At 48.2% G+C, this 21,561-nt stretch carries 23 protein-coding genes and 1 tRNA gene; 16 read left to right on the top strand and 8 right to left on the bottom strand.

Annotated elements, in window-relative coordinates; translation table 11 throughout:
• Positions 1-12 precede the first annotated feature (12 nt).
• Both BW42_RS10915 and BW42_RS10910 read left to right on the top strand, forming a co-directional pair.
• Positions 13-411 (top strand): DoxX family protein, encoded by a 399-nt coding sequence (locus BW42_RS10915; RefSeq protein ID WP_035410825.1) that lies wholly within the window; start codon positions 13-15, stop codon positions 409-411.
• Between the two features lie 19 nt (positions 412-430).
• A complete protein-coding gene (locus BW42_RS10910) occupies positions 431-1,024 on the top strand; it encodes a flavin reductase family protein (RefSeq protein ID WP_035410823.1) in 594 nt (197 codons plus the stop codon).
• Between the two features lie 145 nt (positions 1,025-1,169).
• Here BW42_RS10910 and BW42_RS10905 read toward each other — a convergent pair whose 3' ends face one another.
• Positions 1,170-1,592 (bottom strand): hypothetical protein, encoded by a 423-nt coding sequence (locus BW42_RS10905; protein ID WP_035410820.1) that lies wholly within the window; start codon positions 1,590-1,592, stop codon positions 1,170-1,172.
• On the bottom strand, positions 1,592-3,493 hold the full coding sequence (locus BW42_RS10900; protein WP_035410903.1) for an ABC-F family ATP-binding cassette domain-containing protein: 1,902 nt from the start codon (positions 3,491-3,493) through the stop codon (positions 1,592-1,594). Before BW42_RS10900 ends, BW42_RS10905 begins: the two co-directional genes overlap by 1 nt.
• A gap of 167 nt (positions 3,494-3,660) precedes the next feature.
• Between BW42_RS10900 and BW42_RS10895 the strand changes: the two genes are divergently transcribed.
• The 9 genes from BW42_RS10895 (at position 3,661) to BW42_RS10855 (ending at position 11,271) form a co-directional block, all read left to right on the top strand.
• Positions 3,661-4,320, top strand: coding sequence for a redox-sensing transcriptional repressor Rex (locus tag BW42_RS10895; protein ID WP_023469604.1), 660 nt, complete (start codon positions 3,661-3,663; stop codon positions 4,318-4,320).
• A complete protein-coding gene (locus BW42_RS10890; protein ID WP_029342825.1) occupies positions 4,320-4,517 on the top strand; it encodes a twin-arginine translocase TatA/TatE family subunit in 198 nt (65 codons plus the stop codon). The genes BW42_RS10895 and BW42_RS10890 overlap by 1 nt, the downstream gene beginning before the upstream one ends.
• Positions 4,518-4,524: 7 nt before the next feature.
• Positions 4,525-5,304, top strand: coding sequence for a twin-arginine translocase subunit TatC (gene tatC, locus BW42_RS10885; protein ID WP_035410816.1), 780 nt, complete (start codon positions 4,525-4,527; stop codon positions 5,302-5,304).
• Between the two features lie 104 nt (positions 5,305-5,408).
• A tRNA-Ala gene (locus BW42_RS10880) sits at positions 5,409-5,484 on the top strand.
• Between the two features lie 224 nt (positions 5,485-5,708).
• Positions 5,709-9,455, top strand: a complete 3,747-nt coding sequence (locus tag BW42_RS10875; protein ID WP_035410813.1) for a S8 family serine peptidase — start codon at positions 5,709-5,711, stop codon at positions 9,453-9,455.
• 127 nt (positions 9,456-9,582) lie between these two features.
• Positions 9,583-9,741, top strand: coding sequence for a hypothetical protein (locus tag BW42_RS16445; protein WP_034801002.1), 159 nt, complete (start codon positions 9,583-9,585; stop codon positions 9,739-9,741).
• Between the two features lie 120 nt (positions 9,742-9,861).
• Entirely contained in the window at positions 9,862-10,314 is a 453-nt protein-coding gene (locus tag BW42_RS10865; RefSeq protein WP_035410810.1) for a hypothetical protein, read from the top strand.
• A 13-nt stretch (positions 10,315-10,327) separates the two neighbouring features.
• Entirely contained in the window at positions 10,328-10,837 is a 510-nt protein-coding gene (locus BW42_RS10860; protein ID WP_052019116.1) for a hypothetical protein, read from the top strand.
• Positions 10,804-11,271 (top strand): hypothetical protein, encoded by a 468-nt coding sequence (locus BW42_RS10855; protein WP_035410806.1) that lies wholly within the window; start codon positions 10,804-10,806, stop codon positions 11,269-11,271. Before BW42_RS10860 ends, BW42_RS10855 begins: the two co-directional genes overlap by 34 nt.
• A 53-nt stretch (positions 11,272-11,324) precedes the next feature.
• Here the strand turns inward: BW42_RS10855 and BW42_RS10850 are convergent, their stop codons facing one another.
• The 4 genes from BW42_RS10850 to BW42_RS10835 form a co-directional block, all read right to left on the bottom strand.
• A complete protein-coding gene (locus tag BW42_RS10850) occupies positions 11,325-12,329 on the bottom strand; it encodes an iron ABC transporter permease (protein WP_197026239.1) in 1,005 nt (334 codons plus the stop codon).
• The gene (locus BW42_RS10845; RefSeq protein ID WP_035410802.1) at positions 12,329-13,330 is read right to left on the bottom strand and encodes an iron ABC transporter permease; all 1,002 of its coding nucleotides are present in this window, start codon (positions 13,328-13,330) and stop codon (positions 12,329-12,331) included. The genes BW42_RS10850 and BW42_RS10845 overlap by 1 nt, the downstream gene beginning before the upstream one ends.
• A gap of 77 nt (positions 13,331-13,407) precedes the next feature.
• Positions 13,408-14,319, bottom strand: a complete 912-nt coding sequence (locus tag BW42_RS10840) for an iron-hydroxamate ABC transporter substrate-binding protein (RefSeq protein ID WP_035410799.1) — start codon at positions 14,317-14,319, stop codon at positions 13,408-13,410.
• Positions 14,320-14,322: 3 nt separating this feature from the next.
• Positions 14,323-15,114 carry an ABC transporter ATP-binding protein gene (locus BW42_RS10835; RefSeq protein WP_023469594.1) on the bottom strand — a complete coding sequence of 264 codons (792 nt, stop codon included), beginning with the start codon at positions 15,112-15,114 and terminating at the stop codon, positions 14,323-14,325.
• Between the two features lie 185 nt (positions 15,115-15,299).
• Here BW42_RS10835 and BW42_RS10830 point away from each other — a divergent pair, with 185 nt between their 5' ends.
• The 3 genes from BW42_RS10830 (at position 15,300) to BW42_RS10820 (ending at position 18,366) form a co-directional block, all read left to right on the top strand.
• Entirely contained in the window at positions 15,300-16,358 is a 1,059-nt protein-coding gene (locus tag BW42_RS10830; protein ID WP_035410794.1) for an NAD(P)/FAD-dependent oxidoreductase, read from the top strand.
• 179 nt (positions 16,359-16,537) lie between these two features.
• On the top strand, positions 16,538-17,833 hold the full coding sequence (locus BW42_RS10825; RefSeq protein WP_035410792.1) for a cation:dicarboxylate symporter family transporter: 1,296 nt from the start codon (positions 16,538-16,540) through the stop codon (positions 17,831-17,833).
• Between the two features lie 236 nt (positions 17,834-18,069).
• Positions 18,070-18,366, top strand: coding sequence for a DUF2089 family protein (locus BW42_RS10820; protein ID WP_035410791.1), 297 nt, complete (start codon positions 18,070-18,072; stop codon positions 18,364-18,366).
• A 41-nt stretch (positions 18,367-18,407) separates the two neighbouring features.
• Here the strand turns inward: BW42_RS10820 and BW42_RS10815 are convergent, their stop codons facing one another.
• On the bottom strand, positions 18,408-18,641 hold the full coding sequence (locus tag BW42_RS10815; protein WP_023469589.1) for a DUF4305 domain-containing protein: 234 nt from the start codon (positions 18,639-18,641) through the stop codon (positions 18,408-18,410).
• 21 nt (positions 18,642-18,662) lie between these two features.
• Complete coding sequence (locus tag BW42_RS10810) at positions 18,663-19,355, bottom strand: CPBP family intramembrane glutamic endopeptidase (protein ID WP_035410790.1); 693 nt, start codon at positions 19,353-19,355, stop codon at positions 18,663-18,665.
• Between the two features lie 219 nt (positions 19,356-19,574).
• Between BW42_RS10810 and groES the strand changes: the two genes are divergently transcribed.
• Together groES and groL are read left to right on the top strand one after the other, a co-directional pair.
• A complete protein-coding gene (gene groES / locus BW42_RS10805; protein ID WP_023469587.1) occupies positions 19,575-19,859 on the top strand; it encodes a co-chaperone GroES in 285 nt (94 codons plus the stop codon).
• 33 nt (positions 19,860-19,892) lie between these two features.
• Positions 19,893-21,533, top strand: coding sequence for a chaperonin GroEL (groL, locus tag BW42_RS10800; protein WP_029342811.1), 1,641 nt, complete (start codon positions 19,893-19,895; stop codon positions 21,531-21,533).
• Positions 21,534-21,561 lie beyond the last annotated feature (28 nt).

Below are 21,561 nucleotides of genomic sequence, written 5' to 3'. Positions count from 1 at the left end.
GAGAAGAGAGAAATGATGGATACAGGACTTTTAATCATTCGTTTAATCATCGGTTTAACATTTGCTGCACACGGTACACAAAAATTATTTGGTTGGTTTGGTGGACACGGCATCGCTGGAACAGGCGGTTGGTTCGAATCAATTGGCATGAAGCCAGGAAAAGCACTCGCGATTACAGCGGGTCTTGCTGAATTAATCGGTGGATTATTGTTTGCAGGCGGGGTATTCCTCTGGATCGCTGCAATCCTCATCATCGGTTCGATGCTTGTCGCGATCGTTAAAGTACACGGTGCGAATGGTTACTGGGTGACGCAGAACGGGTACGAATACAACATGGCATTGATCGTTATCGCCCTTGGAGTGGCGATGATTGGTGCTGGAGACTATTCACTCGCTGCACTCATCGGGTGAGGAAAAAGGTGGGTCATTCATGAAGTTCGAGGCATCAACGCTTAGCGCAAAAGACAATTATAAATTACTGATCGGAAGCATCATTCCGCGTCCGATTGCCTTCGTGACGACACTAGGGGAAGACGGGACGGTCAACGCCGCCCCCTTTTCCTTCTTTACGGTCGCATCAAGTAGTCCGCCACAACTGGTGATTGCCGTACAACGGACGGATCAGGGGCAAAAGGATACGGCACGTAATATCCTAGCAAAACAAAGCTATGTCATCCATATCGTCAGCGAAGAAATCGTCGACGCAGTCAATGAGACGGCTGCGCCACTCGCTTACGGTGAAAGTGAACTCGAACGGACGGATTTAACGCTCGTCGATAGCGATGCAATCGACGTGCCCGGAATCGCGGAAGCGAAAATCCGGTTCGAGATGCGCTTGACGCAGCATGTCGAGCTAGAAGGTGCCGATCTGTTGATCGGGGAAGTACTGCGCTATCACGTCGCGGATGAACTCGTAGAGTCGTTCCGGATCGATGCGGCAGGATTGAAGGCTGTCGCTCGTTTAGCGGGAAATGATTATGCGACGATCGGGAAGACGTTTACGATTGCTCGACCGACAAAATGATAGAAGTGTGAATGCTTGATTCACTGTACGATCCATGTTGACGACGAACGTTTCGATTCAAATAAAAAGGAGTGGAGAGACCGGTCTAGCTACCGGAATCTCCACTCCTTTTTTCATATCGCGCATCTAGTTCATCGATCGGACTTCAAGGTTGTGAATCGATTTCGTTCGAAGAACCTTCGAGACCGTGACGTTTACTATACTGATAACCATCGAGCAAATAAAAAATGATTGCCAGCGCCCAAACCCCGACACAACTGATCAAAAAGGCGGTCAATGGAGTGACGCTACCATAATAGGATATGATCAATGGATCATTGAGTTCGACGAACAGTTGTGTCGTTAGAAGCGTACAGCATAGTCCAGAGAGTAGACTGACGAGAAGACCGCTCCATGTCTGGATGACAAGTCCGATCATGCAAGAAATCAGAAGGAACAAAGGAAGCGCAGCATTAAAGGCATCCGGGCGGATGAAGGCGGACACGTAATCCGCATACATCGGAACGAAATAAAGAATACCGGATAACAGTCCTTGAATCAGGTTGATGAAAAAGCTTTTCGTTCGCATCAGTGTTGGTTCTCCCATCGTTCCATCAATTCGAGTAGATCGACATCGATCTGGTCCCGTTCCGCAGATAACGCTGTCGCTTTTGGAATATCATTAAAGACTTCCGGTTCGCAAAGCAACTGTTCGATTTCCGCTGAACGCTGTTCGAGCCGTTCAATATCTTGTTCGAGTTGTTCGATTTGCTGACGGCGTTTTTTTTCTTCTTTCTGTGCTTCTTTGTCGATCGTCTTCGATGCCGTGACTTTTGCCGCTTTTGCCTCTTCGGCTTCAAGGCGAGCGATTTCTTCTTGTTCGGCCTTCTTCTCTGTGTAGTACGAATAATCGCCGAGGTATTCTGTCACACCAGCTTCACTCATCTCGATGACGCGTGTCGCGATCCGATCGATGAAGTAGCGGTCATGGGAGACGAAGAGTAGCGTACCTTCATAGTCGACGAGAGCGTTCTCAAGGACCATCTTCGAATCAAGATCCAAGTGGTTCGTTGGCTCGTCAAGGATGAGGACGTTAGTCTTCCGGAGTTTCAGTTTTGCGAGCGCGAGACGTCCGCGTTCGCCACCAGACAATTCATGAACGATTTTGAAGACATCGTCGCCGCTGAACAGGAATTGTCCGAGCACAGAACGGACTTCTTGTTCGCGCATCAGTGGCCATTCGTTCCAAATCTCATCGATGACACGGTTCCGGTCATTGAGTTCCGCTTGCTCTTGATCGTAATACCCGATCGAGACGCCGGTGCCGAAACGGAAATCACCGAAGAGAGGACGTAAACGACCGACGAGGACTTTTAAGAGCGTCGACTTCCCGATTCCGTTCGGTCCGACGAGTGCCAGTGATTCACCGCGTTGCAAGCGGAACGTGATGTCTTTTGAGACAGCTTCTTCGTAACCGATTGCCAATTGATTGACTTGAAGAACGTCATTCCCGCTCTGTTTTTCGATTGGGAAGGACAGGACCGTACTGCGTTCATCTCCATCTGGTCGATCGAGCCGGTCGACCTTCTCGAGCCGTTTTCGAACGCTTTGAGCACGCTTTGTCGTCGTCGCCCGAGCGATGTTTCGTTGAATGAAGTCCTGCATCTTTGCGATTTCTTCTTGCTGCTGTTCGAACTGTTTCATTTCTTGATCGTACAATGCCGCTTTTTGCTCGAGGTACTTCGTATAGTTCCCCGTGAACTTACGACAGACATTACGAGAGAGCTCATAGACGACATTGACGACTTGATCGAGGAAGTACCGATCGTGCGAGACGATCAGAACGGCACCACGATAACCACCGAGGTAACTTTCAAGCCAAGCAAGCGTATCGATATCCAGGTGGTTTGTCGGCTCATCGAGAATGAGAAGCTCTGGTGCTTGCAGGAGCATCTTCGCTAAGGCGAGCCGTGTCCGTTGACCTCCGGACAATGTCTGGATCCGGCGTGAGTAATCGTCTGGATAAAAGCGCATGCCGTGCAGGACGGAGCGAATATTCGCCTCAAACTGATAACCACCTGCTTCAGAGAAGTCATGTTGCGCTTGATCGTACGTCTTCAGAAGTCGATCGTAAGCGACCGGGTCGTTCAAGATGTGCTCCATGCCCATCTCGATTTCCATCCGGCGCAGTGTCCGTTCTTGTTCTTGCAGATGTTCAAAGACGGTCAGCATCTCGTTCCAGATCGTCTCATTCGATTCGAGACCACTGTCTTGCGCGAGATAGCCGATTTTGACATCTTTACCTTTCATGATATCGCCCGAGTCATGACTGAGTTCACCAGCGATGATTTTGAGCAAGGTTGATTTACCGGCACCATTGCGACCGACGAGCGCAATCCGGTCGCGCTCTTGTACTTCCAATTTGATATTTTCTAAAATCGGCTCGACGCCGAATGATTTCGAGAGTTGGTTGACTTGTAAGAGTATCATTTCCATCCATCCTTCCACCCTTTAGTCTATCACGAACAAAAGCGCGAGGTCCTGCGGAATATATTATTTGTGACTCTATGTGAAGTGGTTTACAATCAAGGAGAGTAGAAAGCTTTTTGCAAAGATTTGGGTGCCACGATGGATGTGGCCGAAGGGGGAACTGCAGGATGAATGGACCAGACACAAAAATTCCACAAGCGACAGCAAAACGGTTGCCGCTATATTATCGTTTCATCCAAAGTTTATACAATTCAGGTAAGCTCCGCGTCTCTTCTGCTGAGTTAAGCGAGGCGGTGAAGGTTGATTCAGCAACGATTCGTCGCGACTTTTCCTACTTTGGGGCACTAGGGAAGAAGGGGTATGGATATAACGTTCAACATCTCTTAACGTTTTTCCGGAAAACCTTGAATCAAGATGAGGTGACGAATGTCGCCTTGATCGGGGTCGGTCATCTCGGAACAGCGTTTGCAAATTATAACTTTTTAAAGAATAATAGTACTCGGATAGTCGTTGCGTTTGATGCGGACGAAGAGAAGGTCGGAACAACGACGCATGACGTTCCAATCTATCATGTTTCGGACATGAAAGAACAAATCGAAGCGAATCAGGTCGATGTCGCCATCTTGACGGTTCCATCCCAGTTCGCACAGTCAGTAGCGGATGAGTTAGTCGAGTATGGTGTGACAGGCATTCTGAACTTCACGCCTGCACGGTTGAACGTGCCAGCGAGCGTTCGGGTTCATCACATCGATTTATCGATCGAGTTGCAGTCGTTAGTTTATTTCATGAAGCATTATTCGCAATCAGCTGAAGGAGTGAAATCATAATGGAAAACCTTATCCCGCTCACGTTAGGTATCGGACCTGCGAGTATCGGATTAATTGCTGTCGTCGCGTTGATCATCTTTGGACCGAAGAAGTTACCGGAATTCGGTCGTGCTGCCGGTCAAACATTGAAAGAGTTCAAGAATGCCACGAACGGCATCATGGACGACGATAAAAAGGACGAACCGAAAGAGAAGTGATTGAATCATGACGGTTGATCAAGAACAAAGCATGACGTCGCACCTAGACGAACTGCGTAAGCGGATTGTCTGGTCGCTCCTCATCGTCGTCGTCCTGTTCGCTGTCGCATTTCCGCTCGTCCGACCGCTCGTCCGTTTTCTGCAAGCGGACTTAAAAGAGCTCGGTATCGGATTAAATGCCTTCAACGTCGCCGATCCTTTAATGTTGTATTTGAATCTTGCGTTCATCATCGCGCTGATTTTAGCGTCACCGTTCTGGATGTATCAACTGTGGGCATTCGTCCGACCAGGGCTTTATGAAAAGGAACAAAAAGCAACACTGACATATATTCCAGTCATCTTCTTTCTATTTTTGGCTGGTGTAGCCTTCTCGTATTTCTGGTTGCTTCCTTTCTTGCTCGAAGTCTCAACGGATCTCGGGAAAGAATTGGGGATCGAGCAAGTCATCGGGGTCGAAAACTACTTCAGTTTCTTGATCCGGTTGACGATGCCGTTTGGTCTTCTCTTCCAATTGCCGGTCGTGACGATGTTCCTGACACGTCTTGGTCTTGTGACGCCATATTTCATGCGAAAGAATCGGAAATATGCGTATTTCGCGCTGTTCGTCGTTGCGGCATTGATCGCACCGCCGGACGTGACGTCACACTTGATGATCTCAGTGCCGTTGTTCGTTCTCTATGAAATCAGTATCTTGATTTCTGCGCGGACTTATAAAAAGGTCTTGATCCTCGAGCAACAGGCAGAGCTTGAACGACAGGCGGATTTGATGCGTGAATTGAATAAATGAATCGTGAATTCCTTCCAGCAATTTCGGGAGGAATTCTTTTTTATGAAAGCGTTATGTTTATATTGATAAAGCAGTTAGCGGTGCGTATACTAAAGATAATTCATGGGGGCTTAGCTCAGCTGGGAGAGCGTTTGGCTGGCAGCCAAAAGGTCGTCGGTTCGATCCCGATAGTCTCCACCAAGTTCATACGTTCAACTCCTCGAGTGCTCGAGGAGTTTTTTTTTATGTTCCCAGTTAAATTCCTTCCAAATATAAAATGTCACCAAAAAGAAATAAATTTAAAAAATAGACAAATATAAATTGTTTATTTCCATTAACTTCATTAAACTAAAAATACAGAATTTTCTTTAAACTGTTTTATTAGTATTACTACTATGGTTTTACAGAAAAGGGGAAACGAACGCATGAAGAAGAAGATTGCACTTATGGCAGCCGTCTTAATGACGTCTTCCAATCTAGTCAGTGCGCAAGGTGCACTGTCCTCGCAAGATAAAGCGACGGGTCAAAAACCGCAGGCGCTCTCACTGAAGAAATCGGGGCAAGAAAAGAACTACAAACAATCGGATAAAGTTCGAGTCGTCATCGAGATGGAACAAAAACCGGCGATTCAAATCGCCCAAGCTCAAAACAAGCGGTATAGCACATTGAGTAATGCCGAAAAGGAATCGATCAAGGATCGACTCGTCAGCGTCCAAAAATCAGTCAAGTCAGCTATCGCTAAAAAGGCGATTCCTGTTACATATAAAGAAAGCTTCACAACCGTCATCAATGGATTCAGTGGTGAAGTGAAGTTCGGTGACATCGAAGATATCAAACAACTCGACGGAGTCAAAAGTGTACATATCGCGCACGAATATGCGCGCCCAACCGTCGATAAAGGTGCCAAGCCAGACATGCTGTACAGCAAGGACATGGTCAATGCGAAGGAAACGTGGCAGGACTATGGCTTTAAAGGGGAAGGAACCGTCGTCGCGGTCATCGATACGGGGATTGATCCATCGCACAAGGACATGGTCTTGAGTCCAGAGACAAAGGTGGATTTAACCTCTTCGAAGGTCGAGAGTACGAAAGAAACAAAAGGCTTAAAAGGAAAGTACTTCACGGAAAAAGTACCGTACGGCTATAACTATGCCGATCACGACAGCGAAATCCGTGACTTAGGTGCGGGGGCATCGATGCACGGGATGCACGTCGCAGGTACGGTCGGAGCAAACGGGGATGAAGCGAACGGCGGCATTAAAGGGGTCGCTCCAGAAACACAGCTCCTTGCGATGAAGGTCTTCGGTAACGATCCAGGGATGCCATCGACATTTAGTGATATCTACATCAAAGCAATCGATGATGCCATCGCACTTGGAGCGGACGTCATCAACATGAGTCTCGGTTCGACGGCATCGTTCGTCAACGCAGATGATCCGGAGCAACGCGCGATCGTCAACGCGATGAACAACGGTATCTTGTGTGCGATCTCTGCTGGTAACTCGGCGTTTGCAGGTCATGGTGCGGGTAATCCATATACAGCAAACCCGGATATCGGTGTCGTTGGTGCACCAGGATTGACGAGCCAGGCGCTCCAAGTCGCGTCACTCGAAAATACGAAATTGACGCTTGAAGGCATGGCGCTGACGATCGACGGTCAGGATGTCGGTTATTTGGCATACCAAAAACAAGATTCGCCGAATCCGATTGCCGTCTTCGATAAAGAGAAGAAGGATGTCGTGTATGTCGGTGACGGTCAAGCTTCGAACTATGAAGGTAAAGACGTCAAAGGGAAAGTCGTCTTCGTCGTGCGAACAGGTGATTTTAACTACAGCATGATTCAAGCAGAAGCTGAGAAGCAAGGCGCAGCAGGTGTCATCGTCCGTGGTAAAGTCGATCACGGGGATTACGTCAGCATGGCGCTCAACAATCCGACGATTCCACTCGTGACGCTTAGCATCGCGGACGGGAATGATCTCGAAGCAAAAGCAAAAGAAGGCAAGGCAATCGCAGTGACATTTGACGGAAAAGCGGTCTCAACCGATAACCCGGTCGCAGGACAAATGTCTGACTTCACGTCATGGGGTGTCACGCCAAGCCTTGACTTCAAGCCGGAAATCACGGCACCAGGTGGGAAAATCTATTCGACGCTTAATGATAACGAGTATGGCGTCATGAGCGGTACATCGATGGCAGCACCACACGTCGCTGGAGGAACAGCACTCGTCATGCAACGGATTGCGAAGGACTTCAAAGTCACTGGTGCAACACGCGTTAAACTCGCCAAAAACATCTTGATGAATACATCGCGTCCGCAACTCGATCAAGGAAAATACAACGCACAATTGAAAACAGGCAACTTCTACTCCCCACGTCGTGAGGGAGCTGGACTGATGGATCTTCGTGCTGCGATGAAGACACCAGTCGTCATCACAGAGACAAAGTCAGGTGAAGGCAAGGCATCCTTGAAGGAAGTCGGCGAGAAGTTCACATTCACGCTTGATTTAAAAAACTACAGCAATGAAAAAGTGACGTATAAGCTAGCGGGAACGGTTCAATCAGATCTCGGTGCAAAAGGATCGAACTTCCTTGAAGCAAATGGAATCTTCAAAAAAGGAACGATCGGTACGGTAGATGCCAACACAGGCACATACCCGATCTCATTTGCAGTCGGCTCGAAGAAAGCGAGTTCAGTCTCGATTAATCCGAAGAGCTCAACGAAAGTCAGCGTGTCAGTCGATTTGAAGAACACAACTGACTGGGCGAACGAGCTTCCGCTTGAACAAGTCTTTAAAAACGGCTACTTCGTCGAAGGATTCGTCCGTCTGATCGATACGAAGAGCAAAAATCCAGAACTGACAGTTCCTTATGTTGGGTTCAAAGGAAAATGGGATCAAGCTCCGATTTTAGATGCACCATTGTACGATAAAAACAACACGTTCTATGGATTGACAGGTCTAGCGACTGAAGTGAAGGATGATTTCGAATTCCTTGGTACGAATGCCGCTGGAAAAGTTGTCGCGAACAAAGTCTCGTTCTCACCGAACAACGACGGTAGCGCAGATGAAGCTTTCCCGATCATCTCATTCCTTCGCAATGCGAAAAAAGTCGAGTATTCGATTCTTGACCGGAATAAAACAACACTTCAGAAGCTTGATATGCAAACGGACGTCGTCAAGAACTACTACGACAGCGGTTCAGAGGACGGCTACACACCAGTCACAAGCGCTGCTTGGGACGGAACGATCAACGGGAAACCGGTCAAAGATGGTCTTTACTACTACAAAGTCAAATCGGTGATCGATTATCCGAACGCAAAATGGCAGACGAATCTCTTCCCAGTCTATGTCGATACGAAAAAACCAGCAGCTACTGTGAAATGGGATGCTGCGAAATCAACACTTTCATGGACAGCAGGCGACCAAGGAACAGGAGTTGCGTCATACGATATCCTCGTCAATGGCAAGAGTGTCTTAAAGCAACCACTTGCCGCAACAGAAAAAGCGTACACGTTGACGGATCTGCCGGAGCGCGCGAAGATTGCCTTCGTCGTCAAAGACTATGCTGGAAACAGTGTGAAAAAAGACGTCAACACGACAGGCGTTGATAAAGCCGTACCAAATGTTCAAATCGATACACCGGTCGCTCTTGGTCTTGCAACATCAAAAGTCATCAACATCGCGGGTCATGTCTCTGATGAGTCAGGTATCAAATCGTTCAAGATCAACGGAAAAACTGTTAAACTGCGTTTCGATGCAGCCCAACAAAACTATGCGTTCAGCCATGACGTGACGTACACGACAGATGGCGTCAAGTCATTCAAGGTCGAAGCATACGATGGAAAAGGAAATCGTGTGGCGTTCAACCGTCAAGTCATCATCGACACAGAATTACCAACGATTCGCGTCACAGCACCAAAAACCGTCTCAAGTAAAACAAAAACAGCTGAGATGAAGATCGTACTTCGCGATAACTACAGCGAATTACGCTTCGACTTCAATGGTAGCGCGGAATACCGCCGGACGTTCAAAGAACCGTACGTCATGAAAGCCTTCAAAAAGACGATCACGAAAAAAGTGACGCTCAAAAAAGGAAAAAACACGTACAACTTGAAACTGAAGGATCTGGGTGGACACGTCGTTACGAAAACAGTCGTCATCACGAAAAAATAAGTTAACAATGAACAAGCCAGGCGGAAATCCGTCTGGCTTTTCGTTGTGTGTCGAAGCGCCTTGAAGGGTTTATGAGACGAGTGGAGGGGGAAATTTAAGAGCAGAAACAATTAGAGGGGGAACGACCATGAATCCGTTTACGACATTAATCGCCTTCATCGTAGGGTGTCTCGTTTTATATCTCGGTATCCGTGACAAAAATGGCTGGCTGATCGGTGTCGCGTTGATACCGCTCGCGATCGTTGCTTATAGTGTCATCTATCTGATCATCCAGGTCAGTGCATAGTCTCTAATGAAAGATGTCTTGTCCGAAGCGACAGGACATCTTTTTTTTGAAAAATCGCACTACAGGTGAAACCGATACAGTAAAATGTAAGTATATGACAGTATAGAGAGGTGGGAGATCATGGAACACGTACATACACAAACGGAAGCATTAGCGACGTTATACGAAGAGATGCACCAAAAGACAAAGACCGGCATATGGGTCATGCTTGCAGCATTTTTAGCACTCAGTAACACACTGGAGAAGCCGGTTTATGCGATGATCGTCCCATTATTGTATTTTGGCTATGACATGCTCGTACAACGCAAGCGGTTCGCGCTTGTCGCGAAATATTCATCAGAGGCATCAGCAAGACGTCTCTATCAGGTGCATGTCTTGATCGGCATCTTACAATACGGAGCGCTTGCCGCCCTGATTGTCTGGGCAGCTGATCGCCCGAACATGTCTTTCTTAATCGGTCTGATCATCGTCGTCATTCCGTTTTACTGGATCTGCCGAAAAACGCTAGAGTTCGTCTCACGAAAGATCGATCCAACGTATGTGACGGAAAAAGAAATTCATCAAGCTTGCTAAAGGAGACGATGTCATGCAAACGGATCGAGAAGAACGTCTACAAAAACTTGCCCTCGCGTACCGGGACGTCGAATGGCTCGGTACACGCTGGTATTGGAACATGTTTCTGTTCATAACAGTCGGTATCTTGATTGAATGGAAGGATCTCCCGATGCTGATTTTGGCGATTCCAGCCATTTTTCTCGCCTCCGATTTTCGTTATCAACTAAAAAAACGAGAAATTTTAGAAGACTATCTCTCAAACGCACAAGTTCGCCGGCAATTTCTACTCCGTATCGGTAGTCATGTTCTGTTGTACGCCGTCTTGACGGTCGTCATCATTCAGACGATCGATAGACCATTCTGGCAGATGTTTGTTGCGATATTTGCGATCTTAACACCGCTCTACTTCATCAGCGAATGGATCATCCGACGTGACGGAAAGCGTGATCCAGATTATATCAGTGACGTTGAAGTTGCCCGCTTCGTCAGACAGAAAGGAACATCGCAATGGAACACCTATTCGAGCGACAAGCACGTCTGAACCTATTGGTACGTCCTGTGCGTTCCGTCGCCTATTTCTTTTTGGTCCCTGGATTGATTTTTGCGTTACCTGCTTGGTTTATGCCGACAATTACATCCGTCTTTCTTCAGATCATGCTCTTTTGTCTTTGCGCGACAGCAGTCTCTCGAGAAATTGTCCGTCTACGGCTCATGAAGTCATATTTAACACCAACTATGTATCAACAAACCGTTCAAAAGGTCGCTCGTCTGACAATCATCGGGTATGTCGTTGCATGGCTGATCGCCGTCGTCATGCTGTCGATTCCAAGTGCTCCTGGTTATTTATTCGTCGTCTTCCTCTTTTGGATTGGTGGGTTTAGTCTTGGTGTCACTCGAATGAATCGGTTAGCCAAACAAATCGATCCAGCCTACGTCTCGATGGGGGAAATCGAACGTGCGTGGTGGAAACGATAAAGCAAAAAATCCGCATCAATCAGCGAAAGACGCTGTTTGATGCGGATTTTTGATTATTTCTTCAACAAGAGATAGATAAAATAAGGTGCTCCGATCAAGGCGACGACGATTCCAGCTGGCACGCCGTCCGGTCCCGCAATGTTGCGTCCGATCGTATCAGCGAACGCAAGCAACCATCCGCCGAGCAAGAGGGCAATCGGCAAGAAGAACTGATGCCGTGGTCCAACGAGCGCGCGGGCGATATGTGGCGCCATCAGACCGATGAAGGAAATCCCACCGGTGACAGAGACGGCAGCAGCGGCAAGTGCGACGGCTGTCAACAAGAGTTGGATCCGTTCTTTTTCAAGCGCGACGCCGACACCGATTGCGACCGGTTCATTCAAGGCAAGGAGATTGAGTTTATTCGCCTTATAGAACGTCAGCGGAATCAAGACGAGTAACCACGGTAACAGTGAGTAGACGAAGATCCAGTCCGTCCCCCAGATGTTACCAGCGAGCCACTTAGCGATGAAGTCGACCTTTTCACGACGCGTCGACGAAATCAGAATGACCATGATTCCGGAAAGCGCCATCGAGAAGCCAACACCAGTCAAAATCAAGCGAATCGGTTGCAGTCCTTGCACACGATCGTATGAGAATAGATAAATCGCCATCGCGGTCACGAGTGCACCGAGAAAGGCAGCGATCGGTAACAGATAAATGAATGATCCGACATCGACCGGGAAGTACAGGAAAAACAAGGCGACGGCGACACCAGCTCCGGTATTGATGCCGATGATACCAGGATCAGCGAGTTCATTGCGCGTGATCCCTTGGAGGATCGAACCGGATAAAGCGAGTGCCATTCCTGCCATGACGGTGATGAGCAGTCGTGGTAAGCGGAGCGAATAGAGGACGAACTCCTCTTTGAACGAGCCGTTTCCAAGTAACGTCGGCAACAAACGATCATAGGATAGGGAAGCAGGTCCGAGACCGATGCTGACGACGAGTGTTGCGATCAATAGTGCCAGTAACGTCCAAAACGTCAGTTGCTGGCGACGACGTAAACGAGATTCCATCATGAGAAAGCACGCCCTCCTTTCCGAACGATCAAGAGGAAGAATGGTAGTCCGAGCATTGAGACGATCGCGATGACCGGAGTCTCGTAGGGAGCATACAATGTCCGACCGATCGTATCGGCAAGTAACATGAACGTCGCACCAAAGATCGCGGTCATTGGCAGGATGAACCGATAGTCCGTCCCGACGATCGCGCGGACGATATGTGGAATCATCAGCCCGATGAACGCCATGTTACCGACGAGTGCAACAGCAGCACCTGCAAGCAGAATGACGACAACATAAAGTACTGCTTTGATCCGCTGGATGTTCTGCCCGAGTCCGAGCGCGACTTCTTCCGATAGACTGAGAATCGTCAATTGTCGGGAGAAGATGAAGGCAATCACAATCCCGATCGCGATGACCGGAGTGATGACTTGCAGTTGTCCCCATGTCGACCCGACGAGTCCACCGGACGTCCATTGTGAGACATCTTGAGCGATCTTGAAGTAGATGCCGATGCCTTCCGCAATCGCATACAGAAAGGCTGAGATTGCAGAACCGGCAAGGACGATCCGGAGTGGCGAAAAACCACCTTTTTTCGAAGCACCGATTCCAAAGACAAGTGCTGCCCCAAGTGCTGCTCCGAAGAAACAAGCAATCATGATACCGAAGTACTCAATTTTCGGGAACAGGACGATGACGAGTGCAAGTGCTGCGTTCGCACCCGCCGTCAGACCGAGCAGACCAGGATCGGCGAGGGGATTGCGTGTCATCGCCTGCATGATGGCACCAGAGACACCGAGTGCCGCTCCGACGAGGATTGCTGCTAATTCCCGTGGCAGGCGGATTTCCTGGACAATTTTTGCTTTTTCATTCAACGGTCCGAACGTCAAGGCGTTCCAGACTTCGCGGATCGTCGTATCGGCAGCGCCGAACGTCATCGCGATCCAGAACATCCCGAAAAAGAGGACAAGACCGAGTGTGATTTTTATGCCGAACGGAATTCGACCAGCTGACATGAATGTCGCCTCCATTTCTGATTCAGGGAGTGAGCCGCAAAAAAGGAAGGGATCCCGCAGGTTCCCTCCCTTATTTATTATGCACCAAGGAAACTTTTCTTGAAGAACTCGAGTTGACGTTCGAGTGTGAGAGGATCATTGAAGTAGAACTCCTTCGAATCGACTTCGAAGACATGATCGTTTTTGACGGCTGGAATGTTTTTAAACGTATCCGTTTTCGTGAATGAGTTGTCCGCTTCTGCGCTCTTGCTGAAGACGAGGTAGTCGCCTGCATATTCAGGGAGGACTTCTGGTGACAACGCATAGTAACCATCTTTTAATGCCATCTTCGTGACTTTATCCGGCATTTTTAATTTCATTTCTTGATAGAGAATCTCTGTTCCACGACCCCAGTTGTTGCCGAAGACGTAGAGTTGTTTATCGAAACTTTCGATGACAGAAACAGTAGCATCTTCACCGATTTTTGCTTTGATGTCTTTACCGGCAGCAGCGGCACGTGTTTTGAAGTCTTTGACCCAATCGCGTGCTTCCTGTTCTTTGTTGAGCAATTTACCGATTTCGATATGTTGCGTCAAGTAGTCGACTTTTCCGTATGTGTACGTGACCGTCGGAGCGATTTTTTTGATTTTGTCGAGGTTTTTCGTTGTCGAGTAGCCGATGATCAAGTCAGGATCGAGTTCGATGATTTTTTCAACGTTCTCTTCCGAAACTTCCGTGACATCTTTTAGTTTATCGAACTTCGGATTCGCTTTTGACCACGAATCAACACCAACGACAGGAACGCCGAGTGCCATGACGTTGCCGGCAAAACCAGCGAGGACCACGACTCGTTTTGGATGAGCTGGAACTTTAATGTTTCCATTTTCTGATTTATATGTGATCGTTTCGTTTTTCGAACCAGATGCTGCGTCGTCTTTTTTCTCTGTATTGCCACACGCTGCGATGACGAGCGTGAGAATGAGTAGAACCGGTACAAGTAGTTTCTTCATGATTTAATCTCCCTTGATTAAGTTGTAGGTGATACACATCGGCTTGTTCGTCCGCGGATCGCGTCCGATTTCAGCATCGATATGGAATACTTCTTGTAAGACATCTTTTGCGATGACTTCCTCACACGTTCCGGCTTTGACGACTTCGCCGTTTTTCATGGCGATGATATAGTCGGCGAAGCGTGCCGCTTGATTCAAGTCATGCAGGACCATGACGATCGTCCGTCCTTCGGTCCGGTTGAGGTGTTCGAGCAGTTCGAGCACCTCGAGTTGGTGGGCGAGATCAAGATAAGTCGTCGGTTCATCGAGAAAGATGATATCCGTCTCTTGGGCGAGTGCCATCGCAATCCAGACCCGTTGACGTTGACCACCAGACAGCGCATCGACCGGACGATGTTTGAACGCCATCGTATCCGTTGCTTCGAGTGCCCAATCGATGATTTCATAATCGTGTTTCGTCAAGCGTCCGAATCCTTTTTGATAAGGAAAACGACCGTATGAGACGAGCTCTGCGACCGTTAGACCACTTGCACTTTCCGGAGTTTGTGGCAGGATAGCCATCTTCCGAGCAAGCAGCTTCGTGCTTTCCTTCGCGATATCAAGACCATCGAGCAACGCCCGCCCCGATTGATGGGGAATGATCCGTGTCATCGCTTTCAGCAAAGTTGATTTGCCGCATCCGTTCGCGCCAATGATCGTTGTGATTTGACGATCGGGAATTTGGACGGACAAGTCTTTGACGATGGGACGATCACCGTAGCCGATATTGATTTCTTCTGTTGCTAGACGTACCATACGCGACGACTCCTTCGTTGTTCTCTCCATTTTTCAATGATAATGATTATCACTATCGTCTCATTAACCATACCAGTCTCATAAAAACGCTGTCAACATTTTTTCTTGTGTTCAAGAGATGTTCACGTTATCATGAGAGAGTGAGAATGATAATCAATAACAATCAAGGATGAGGAGTGAGTGAGATGAGGGAACAGGAGTTGTTCGACGTAACGATCATCGGTGGAGGACCAGCAGGGTTATATTCGACGTTCTATAGTGGTCTTCGAGGTATGAAGACGAAATTGATCGAGTATCAAGCAGAACTCGGAGGAAAACTGCACGTCTATCCGGAAAAGATGATCTGGGACGTCGGTGGACAGCCGCCGATCACTGGTGAAAAACTCATGGCTCAACTCGTCGAACAAGGACTGACATTTCAACCGACTGTTCAATTGAATGAAAAGATCATCTCGATCGCAAAAGACGTCTTCGGTAACTTCGTCTTAGAAGCGGAATCGGGGCAGATTCATTATTCGAAGACGGTCATCGTCGCGGTCGGCGGTGGCATCCTCAATCCACAAAAATTAAAAGTCGAAGGCGCGGAACGTTTCGAAGTGTCAAACTTGAACTATACGGTTAAATCGATTGAACGCTTTAAAGGAAAGACCGTCATCGTCTCAGGTGGTGGGAACTCAGCGATCGATTGGGCAAACGAACTCGAACCGGTCGCGAAAAAGGTCTACGTCACGTATCGGCGAGATTGTTTTTCAGGGCACGAGGCGCAAGTTGATCAACTTGTCAAAAGTTCGGCGGTCTGCCTCCTCAATACGACGATTCACAAATTAATCGCCAGTCCCGATCACCAACGGATCGCGTCGGTTGAATTGATCGACTGTCAAACAGATGAGGTCGTCGAGATTCCAATTGATGAAGTCATCATTAATCATGGGTATGAACAAAATGCGGCGCTACTTGACGCGTGTGACCTCGATATTGCACGGGTCGATGACTTCTACATCGCCGGGAATGCCGCGAGTGAATCGAGTGTACCGGGACTATATGCAGCAGGAGATATTCTTTCGCACGACGGGAAGGTCCATTTGATCTCGGGTGCGTTCCAAGATGCGGCAAACGCCGTCAACCGGGCGAAACGCTTCATTGAGCCGGAAGCGCCAAAAGTGGCGATGGTGTCGTCACACAATGAGGTCTTCAAAAAACGCAATCGTGCGTTGATTGAGGAACGCGTTAATCAACAATCTTAAAAATTATGAAAACGTCCAAAATGCTTGAAAACAAGCGGATTTTGGACGTTTTTTCGTACAGAATTCGGTTTTGTACTATAACAGATGGATTTGACAATGTGCTGTATTTAGGACAAAATTCTATTTATGTTCCACTACATGTAGGATACAAGTAAGACGGATGTATAAGGAGGAAGCGTATGACAACTACGAAACGTAAGCCCATTGGCCTTGCCTGGCAGATTTTAATCGGCTTGATTCTCGGGATCACAGTCGGTGGTGTATTTTATGGGAATCCCCATGTCGCGGAGTGGCTCAAGCCAATCGGTGATATCTTTATCCGGATGATGAAAATGATCGTCGTCCCAATCGTCTTTACGACGATCGTCCTCGGTGTCTCATCGGTCGGTAGTCCGAAGAGTCTCGGACGTCTCGGCGTCAAAACACTGGGTTACTTCACGATCGTGACGATGATCGCCATCTTCACGGGGCTATTTGCAGCCAATCTGATTGAACCAGGTGCTGGCATTAATATGTCGACACTGGATAAAACGGATATCTCATCATATGTCGCAACGGAAGAGACGACAAAAGACGAAGGACTCGTCGAAAAAATCGTCAATATCGTACCGACGAACATTCTCGATGCGATGGTTCGCGGTGATATGCTCGCTATTATTTTCTTCTCAGTCTTATTCGGACTCGGTGTCGGTTTTGCAGGAGAGAAGGGTCAACCGGTCATTCGTTTCTTCGAAGGTGTCGCAGCAGCAATGTTCAATCTCGTCAACATCGTCATGAAGTTCGCACCAATCGGTGTCTTCGCCTTGATTGGTGTGACGGTCTCGACGTTCGGGATTGACTCGCTTGGTTCGTTATTCAAGCTCATCGCGACATTGTATGTCACAGCGCTTCTCTTCATGATCATCGTCTTCGGCGGCATCATGAAGTGGGTTGGTGTTCGGGTCTCAGACTTCGTCCGCGTCTTCAAGGATGAATTGCTCTTGACGTATTCGACAGCCTCTTCAGAAACGGTTCTTCCACGGATCATGGAAAAACTCGAGAAGATGGGCGTGCCGAAATCAATCGTCAGCTTCGTCGTACCGACGGGTTATTCGTTTAACCTCGATGGATCAGCACTCTATCAAGCACTTGCTGCCTTGTTCATCGCACAGATGTACGGGATCGACCTCTCGATCGGGACGCAGATCACACTTGTCTTCGTCTTGATGCTGACATCAAAAGGAATGGCTGCCGTTCCAGGCGTTTCGTTCGTCGTATTGCTCGCAACACTCGGTACGGTCGGTATCCCGGCGGAAGGACTTGCCTTCATCGCGGGGATTGACCGAATCATGGATATGATGCGTTCCGTCGTCAACGTTACAGGAAACACGCTCGCTTCACTCGTCATCGCGAAGTGGGAAGGTGTTCTTGATGAAGACCAACTCGATACGTTCATGTCGACAGAAAATAAGAAAGACGACATCCGCAGTGCGTGATTGTCGTAAGTATGGGGAAGGACTGAATCATCAGTCCTTCTTTTTCGTTTGCGAAAATGTATTAGGGTAGTTACTCGTCATTGGTATTGTTGCAGTCTGTATCGTACAATTTTACTTAGCAAGATTTGAAAGAGCTTAGAGTCCCACGATTGGACTCTGGATTTATGGCTATTAAGAAACAGTACATACACCGTGGTCGAGATTTAGTATTTATTAGAGAGAGGTGAGGGAACACGATGGAACGACAAGACGTACCCGCTTGGGTACTGGCACTCGAACAGGAGCATCTCGAGTTCATCCGAAAGTTCGTCTTGAGCTCCGGTTCGTTGAAGGACATGGCAACGGCCTATCAAGTATCCTATCCGACCGTCCGGGCGAAGTTGAACCAGTTGATCGAGCGGATTGATTCGGTGCAGCAGGAAGATGTCGAATTCATCAACATGATCAAGAACTTGGTCTTAGATGAACGGTTGAGTCTCGATGTGGCGAAGACGATCATCGATTCCTACCGCAAGGGTCAAGCGAAAGAATAAACCAAAAAACGAGATTCCCGCTTGACGGAAATCTCGTTTTTTTATTGTTTATCGTTCTTTTTATCCTGTTCCTTCTTGATCATCTTCTTTGCTGCTGCACGGAAGCGGAAGATCAAGTAGAGACGGTAGAAGTCGATTGCGGCGAACAACGTCAGCAGGATCGTCCAGAAGTTGAAGACCGTTCCCGCCTCGACTGAGTTATTGTAGGCAAGGAACATGAAGAGAATACCGAATATGGCATAGAACACTGCCATGAAGTTCGAGCTTTGACGCATGAAAACACGACCTTTCGTAAATTAAGACATCGCGTAGATGGCGAGTACGACGATTCCGTTGTTAAAAACATGGATGGCGATCGGAGCAAGGATCCGGCGCGTCTTGACGAAGACGAGCGAGAAGACGAAACTCATCGCGACATAGATTAAAAATTTGTTGTCTTGGTGAATCAGTCCGAACAAGGCACCCGTCAAGATGAAGCTGAAGAAGAAACCAAGCTTCGATGAGAGATTGCCGAACATGATATGCCGGAACAAGAACTCTTCCATGATCGGTCCAAGCAAGACGACCATGACTTGCAGGAGCGGGATGACTTGAATCGCTTGAATGATTTGATCCGTATTTTGCGATTTCGCGACATTTTCGATCCCGCCTGCCATCCAGGCATCGATCAAATTGACGCTGATCAAGAGTGCATACAAAAGCGCAATCCCGATCCCGATCCATTTTAGTGTATCCATCGGATCGGTTTGACGTCCTTCTGCCTTCCATTTCTGCCAATCAGGACGCAGACAGTAGTAGGAGACGATGACGGCGACCGTGAAGCCGATCGCGAGCCACCAACCGGCGACGTCAGCAATGACGTTCTTCGGAAGGAAATACTGGAACGAACCCGGAACCAATTGGACGATCAAATAGATGATGATCGGGATGACGTGACGCTTTTGCCACTTCTCCGCCATCAGAAAAGGCAGACTGATTGGATTTTTCATCGTACAGGACACAACTCCTTTGTAATGAAGGTACTGTCCCGATTGTAACAAACAAACGGTCTTGGCGCACGATTGACGATGATTCAAAGGTGTCGATTTCGGGAAAACGGATAAAGGTTCAGGCTTGAATTCAGGAGAGAAAGCGTATAAGATAAAAATATGTTAGCACTCAACGAAAGTGAGTGCTAAAAACAATCATTTTCAAGGAGGATGTTTCGCATGTTAAAACCACTTGGTGATCGCATCGTGATCGAAGTCGTTAAAAAAGAAGAAACAACACTCGGAGGAATCGTTCTTCCTGGGTCAGCGAAAGAAAAACCACAAGAGGGTAAAGTCGTCGCTGTCGGTACTGGCCGTGTGACAGAGCAAGGCGTACGTGTACCACTTGAAGTGAGTGTCGGAGATCACGTCATCTATGCACAATATGCCGGTTCGGAAGTCAAAGTCGACGGCAATGAATACTTAATTTTACGCGAAAGCGATATTTTGGCAGTAGCCGAGTAATTCAGTCAATCATCTATAAGGGGGATTTCAGTCATGGCAAAAGAGATTTTATTCAGTGAAGAAGCACGTCGGGCAATGCTCCGCGGGGTCGACGCATTAGCGGATGCAGTCAAAGTCACGATCGGACCAAAAGGACGCAACGTCGTCCTCGAGCGAAAGTTCGGTTCACCACTCATCACGAATGATGGCGTGACGATCGCGAAAGAAATCGAACTCGAAGATCACTTCGAGAACATGGGTGCAAAACTCGTCGCAGAAGTTGCCTCAAAAACGAATGAAATCGCAGGGGATGGTACGACAACAGCGACAGTCCTCGCACAAGCGATGATTCGGGAAGGTCTCAAAAACGTCACAGCGGGCGCAAACCCGATGGTCATCCGTAAAGGAATCGAAAAAGCAGTCCGTCGTGCTGTCGAAGAGTTGCACACGATTGCAAAACCAATTGAAGGTAAAGAAGCGATCGCCCAAGTCGCAGCGATCTCAGCAGCGGACGAAGAAGTTGGTCAATTGATCGCAGAAGCAATGGAACGTGTCGGTCAAGATGGTGTCATCACGATCGAAGAATCACGTGGCTTCACGACAGAACTCGACGTCGTTGAAGGAATGCAGTTCGACCGTGGTTACGCGTCACCATACATGATCACGGATTCAGACAAGATGGAAGCGGTCCTTGAAAACCCGTACATCCTTGTCACGGACAAAAAAATCTCGAACATCCAAGAGATTCTTCCAGTCCTCGAGCAAGTCGTTCAGCAAAACAAACCACTCCTCATCATCGCAGAAGACGTCGAAGGCGAAGCACTTGCGACCCTCGTCGTCAATAAACTCCGTGGTACGTTCAACGCGGTAGCAGTCAAAGCACCAGGCTTTGGTGATCGCCGGAAAGCGATGCTTGAGGACATCTCGATCGTCACAGGCGCAGAGTTGATCACAGAAGACCTCGGTCTTGATCTGAAAGAAACACAAATCACGCAACTCGGTCGTGCGTCGAAGGTCGTCGTCTCAAAAGACAACACGACGATCGTCGAAGGACATGGACACGGAGATTCGATCGAAGCACGCGTCGGTACGATCCGTGCACAAATCGAAGAGACGACAAGCGACTTCGATCGCGAGAAATTACAAGAGCGTCTTGCGAAACTCGCAGGTGGCGTAGCGGTCGTCAAAGTCGGAGCAGCAACCGAGACTGAGCTCAAAGAACGTAAGCTCCGGATTGAAGATGCACTCAACGCGACACGCGCAGCAGTCGAAGAAGGCATCGTAGCAGGTGGGGGAACAGCTCTCATTCACGTCACGAAAGCTGTCGAATCGATTCTGTCGGTCTCAACAGGCGATGAAGCAACAGGTGTCAACATCGTTCTTCGTGCACTTGAAGCACCACTTCGTCAAATTGCGGAAAACGCAGGTCAAGAAGGCTCAGTCATCGTCGAGCGTCTCAAGCATGAAGCACCAGGAATGGGCTACAATGCGGCGACAGACGAGTATGTCGACATGATCGAGACAGGAATCGTCGACCCAGCGAAGGTAACGCGTTCAGCACTTCAAAACGCGGCGTCCGTTTCAGCGATGTTCTTGACGACGGAAGCTGTCATCGCCGATAAACCAGAACCAGCTGGATCTGCTCCTGCAATGCCTGATATGGGCGGCATGGGTGGAATGGGCGGAATGATGTAAGGCATTTCATCTCTAAGTACCGAATCCT

Source organism: Exiguobacterium sp. RIT341 (genome assembly GCF_000632205.1).
In the GTDB taxonomy this organism is placed as follows: domain Bacteria; phylum Bacillota; class Bacilli; order Exiguobacteriales; family Exiguobacteriaceae; genus Exiguobacterium_A.
This window is presented reverse-complemented; position numbering and strand designations above follow the sequence as displayed.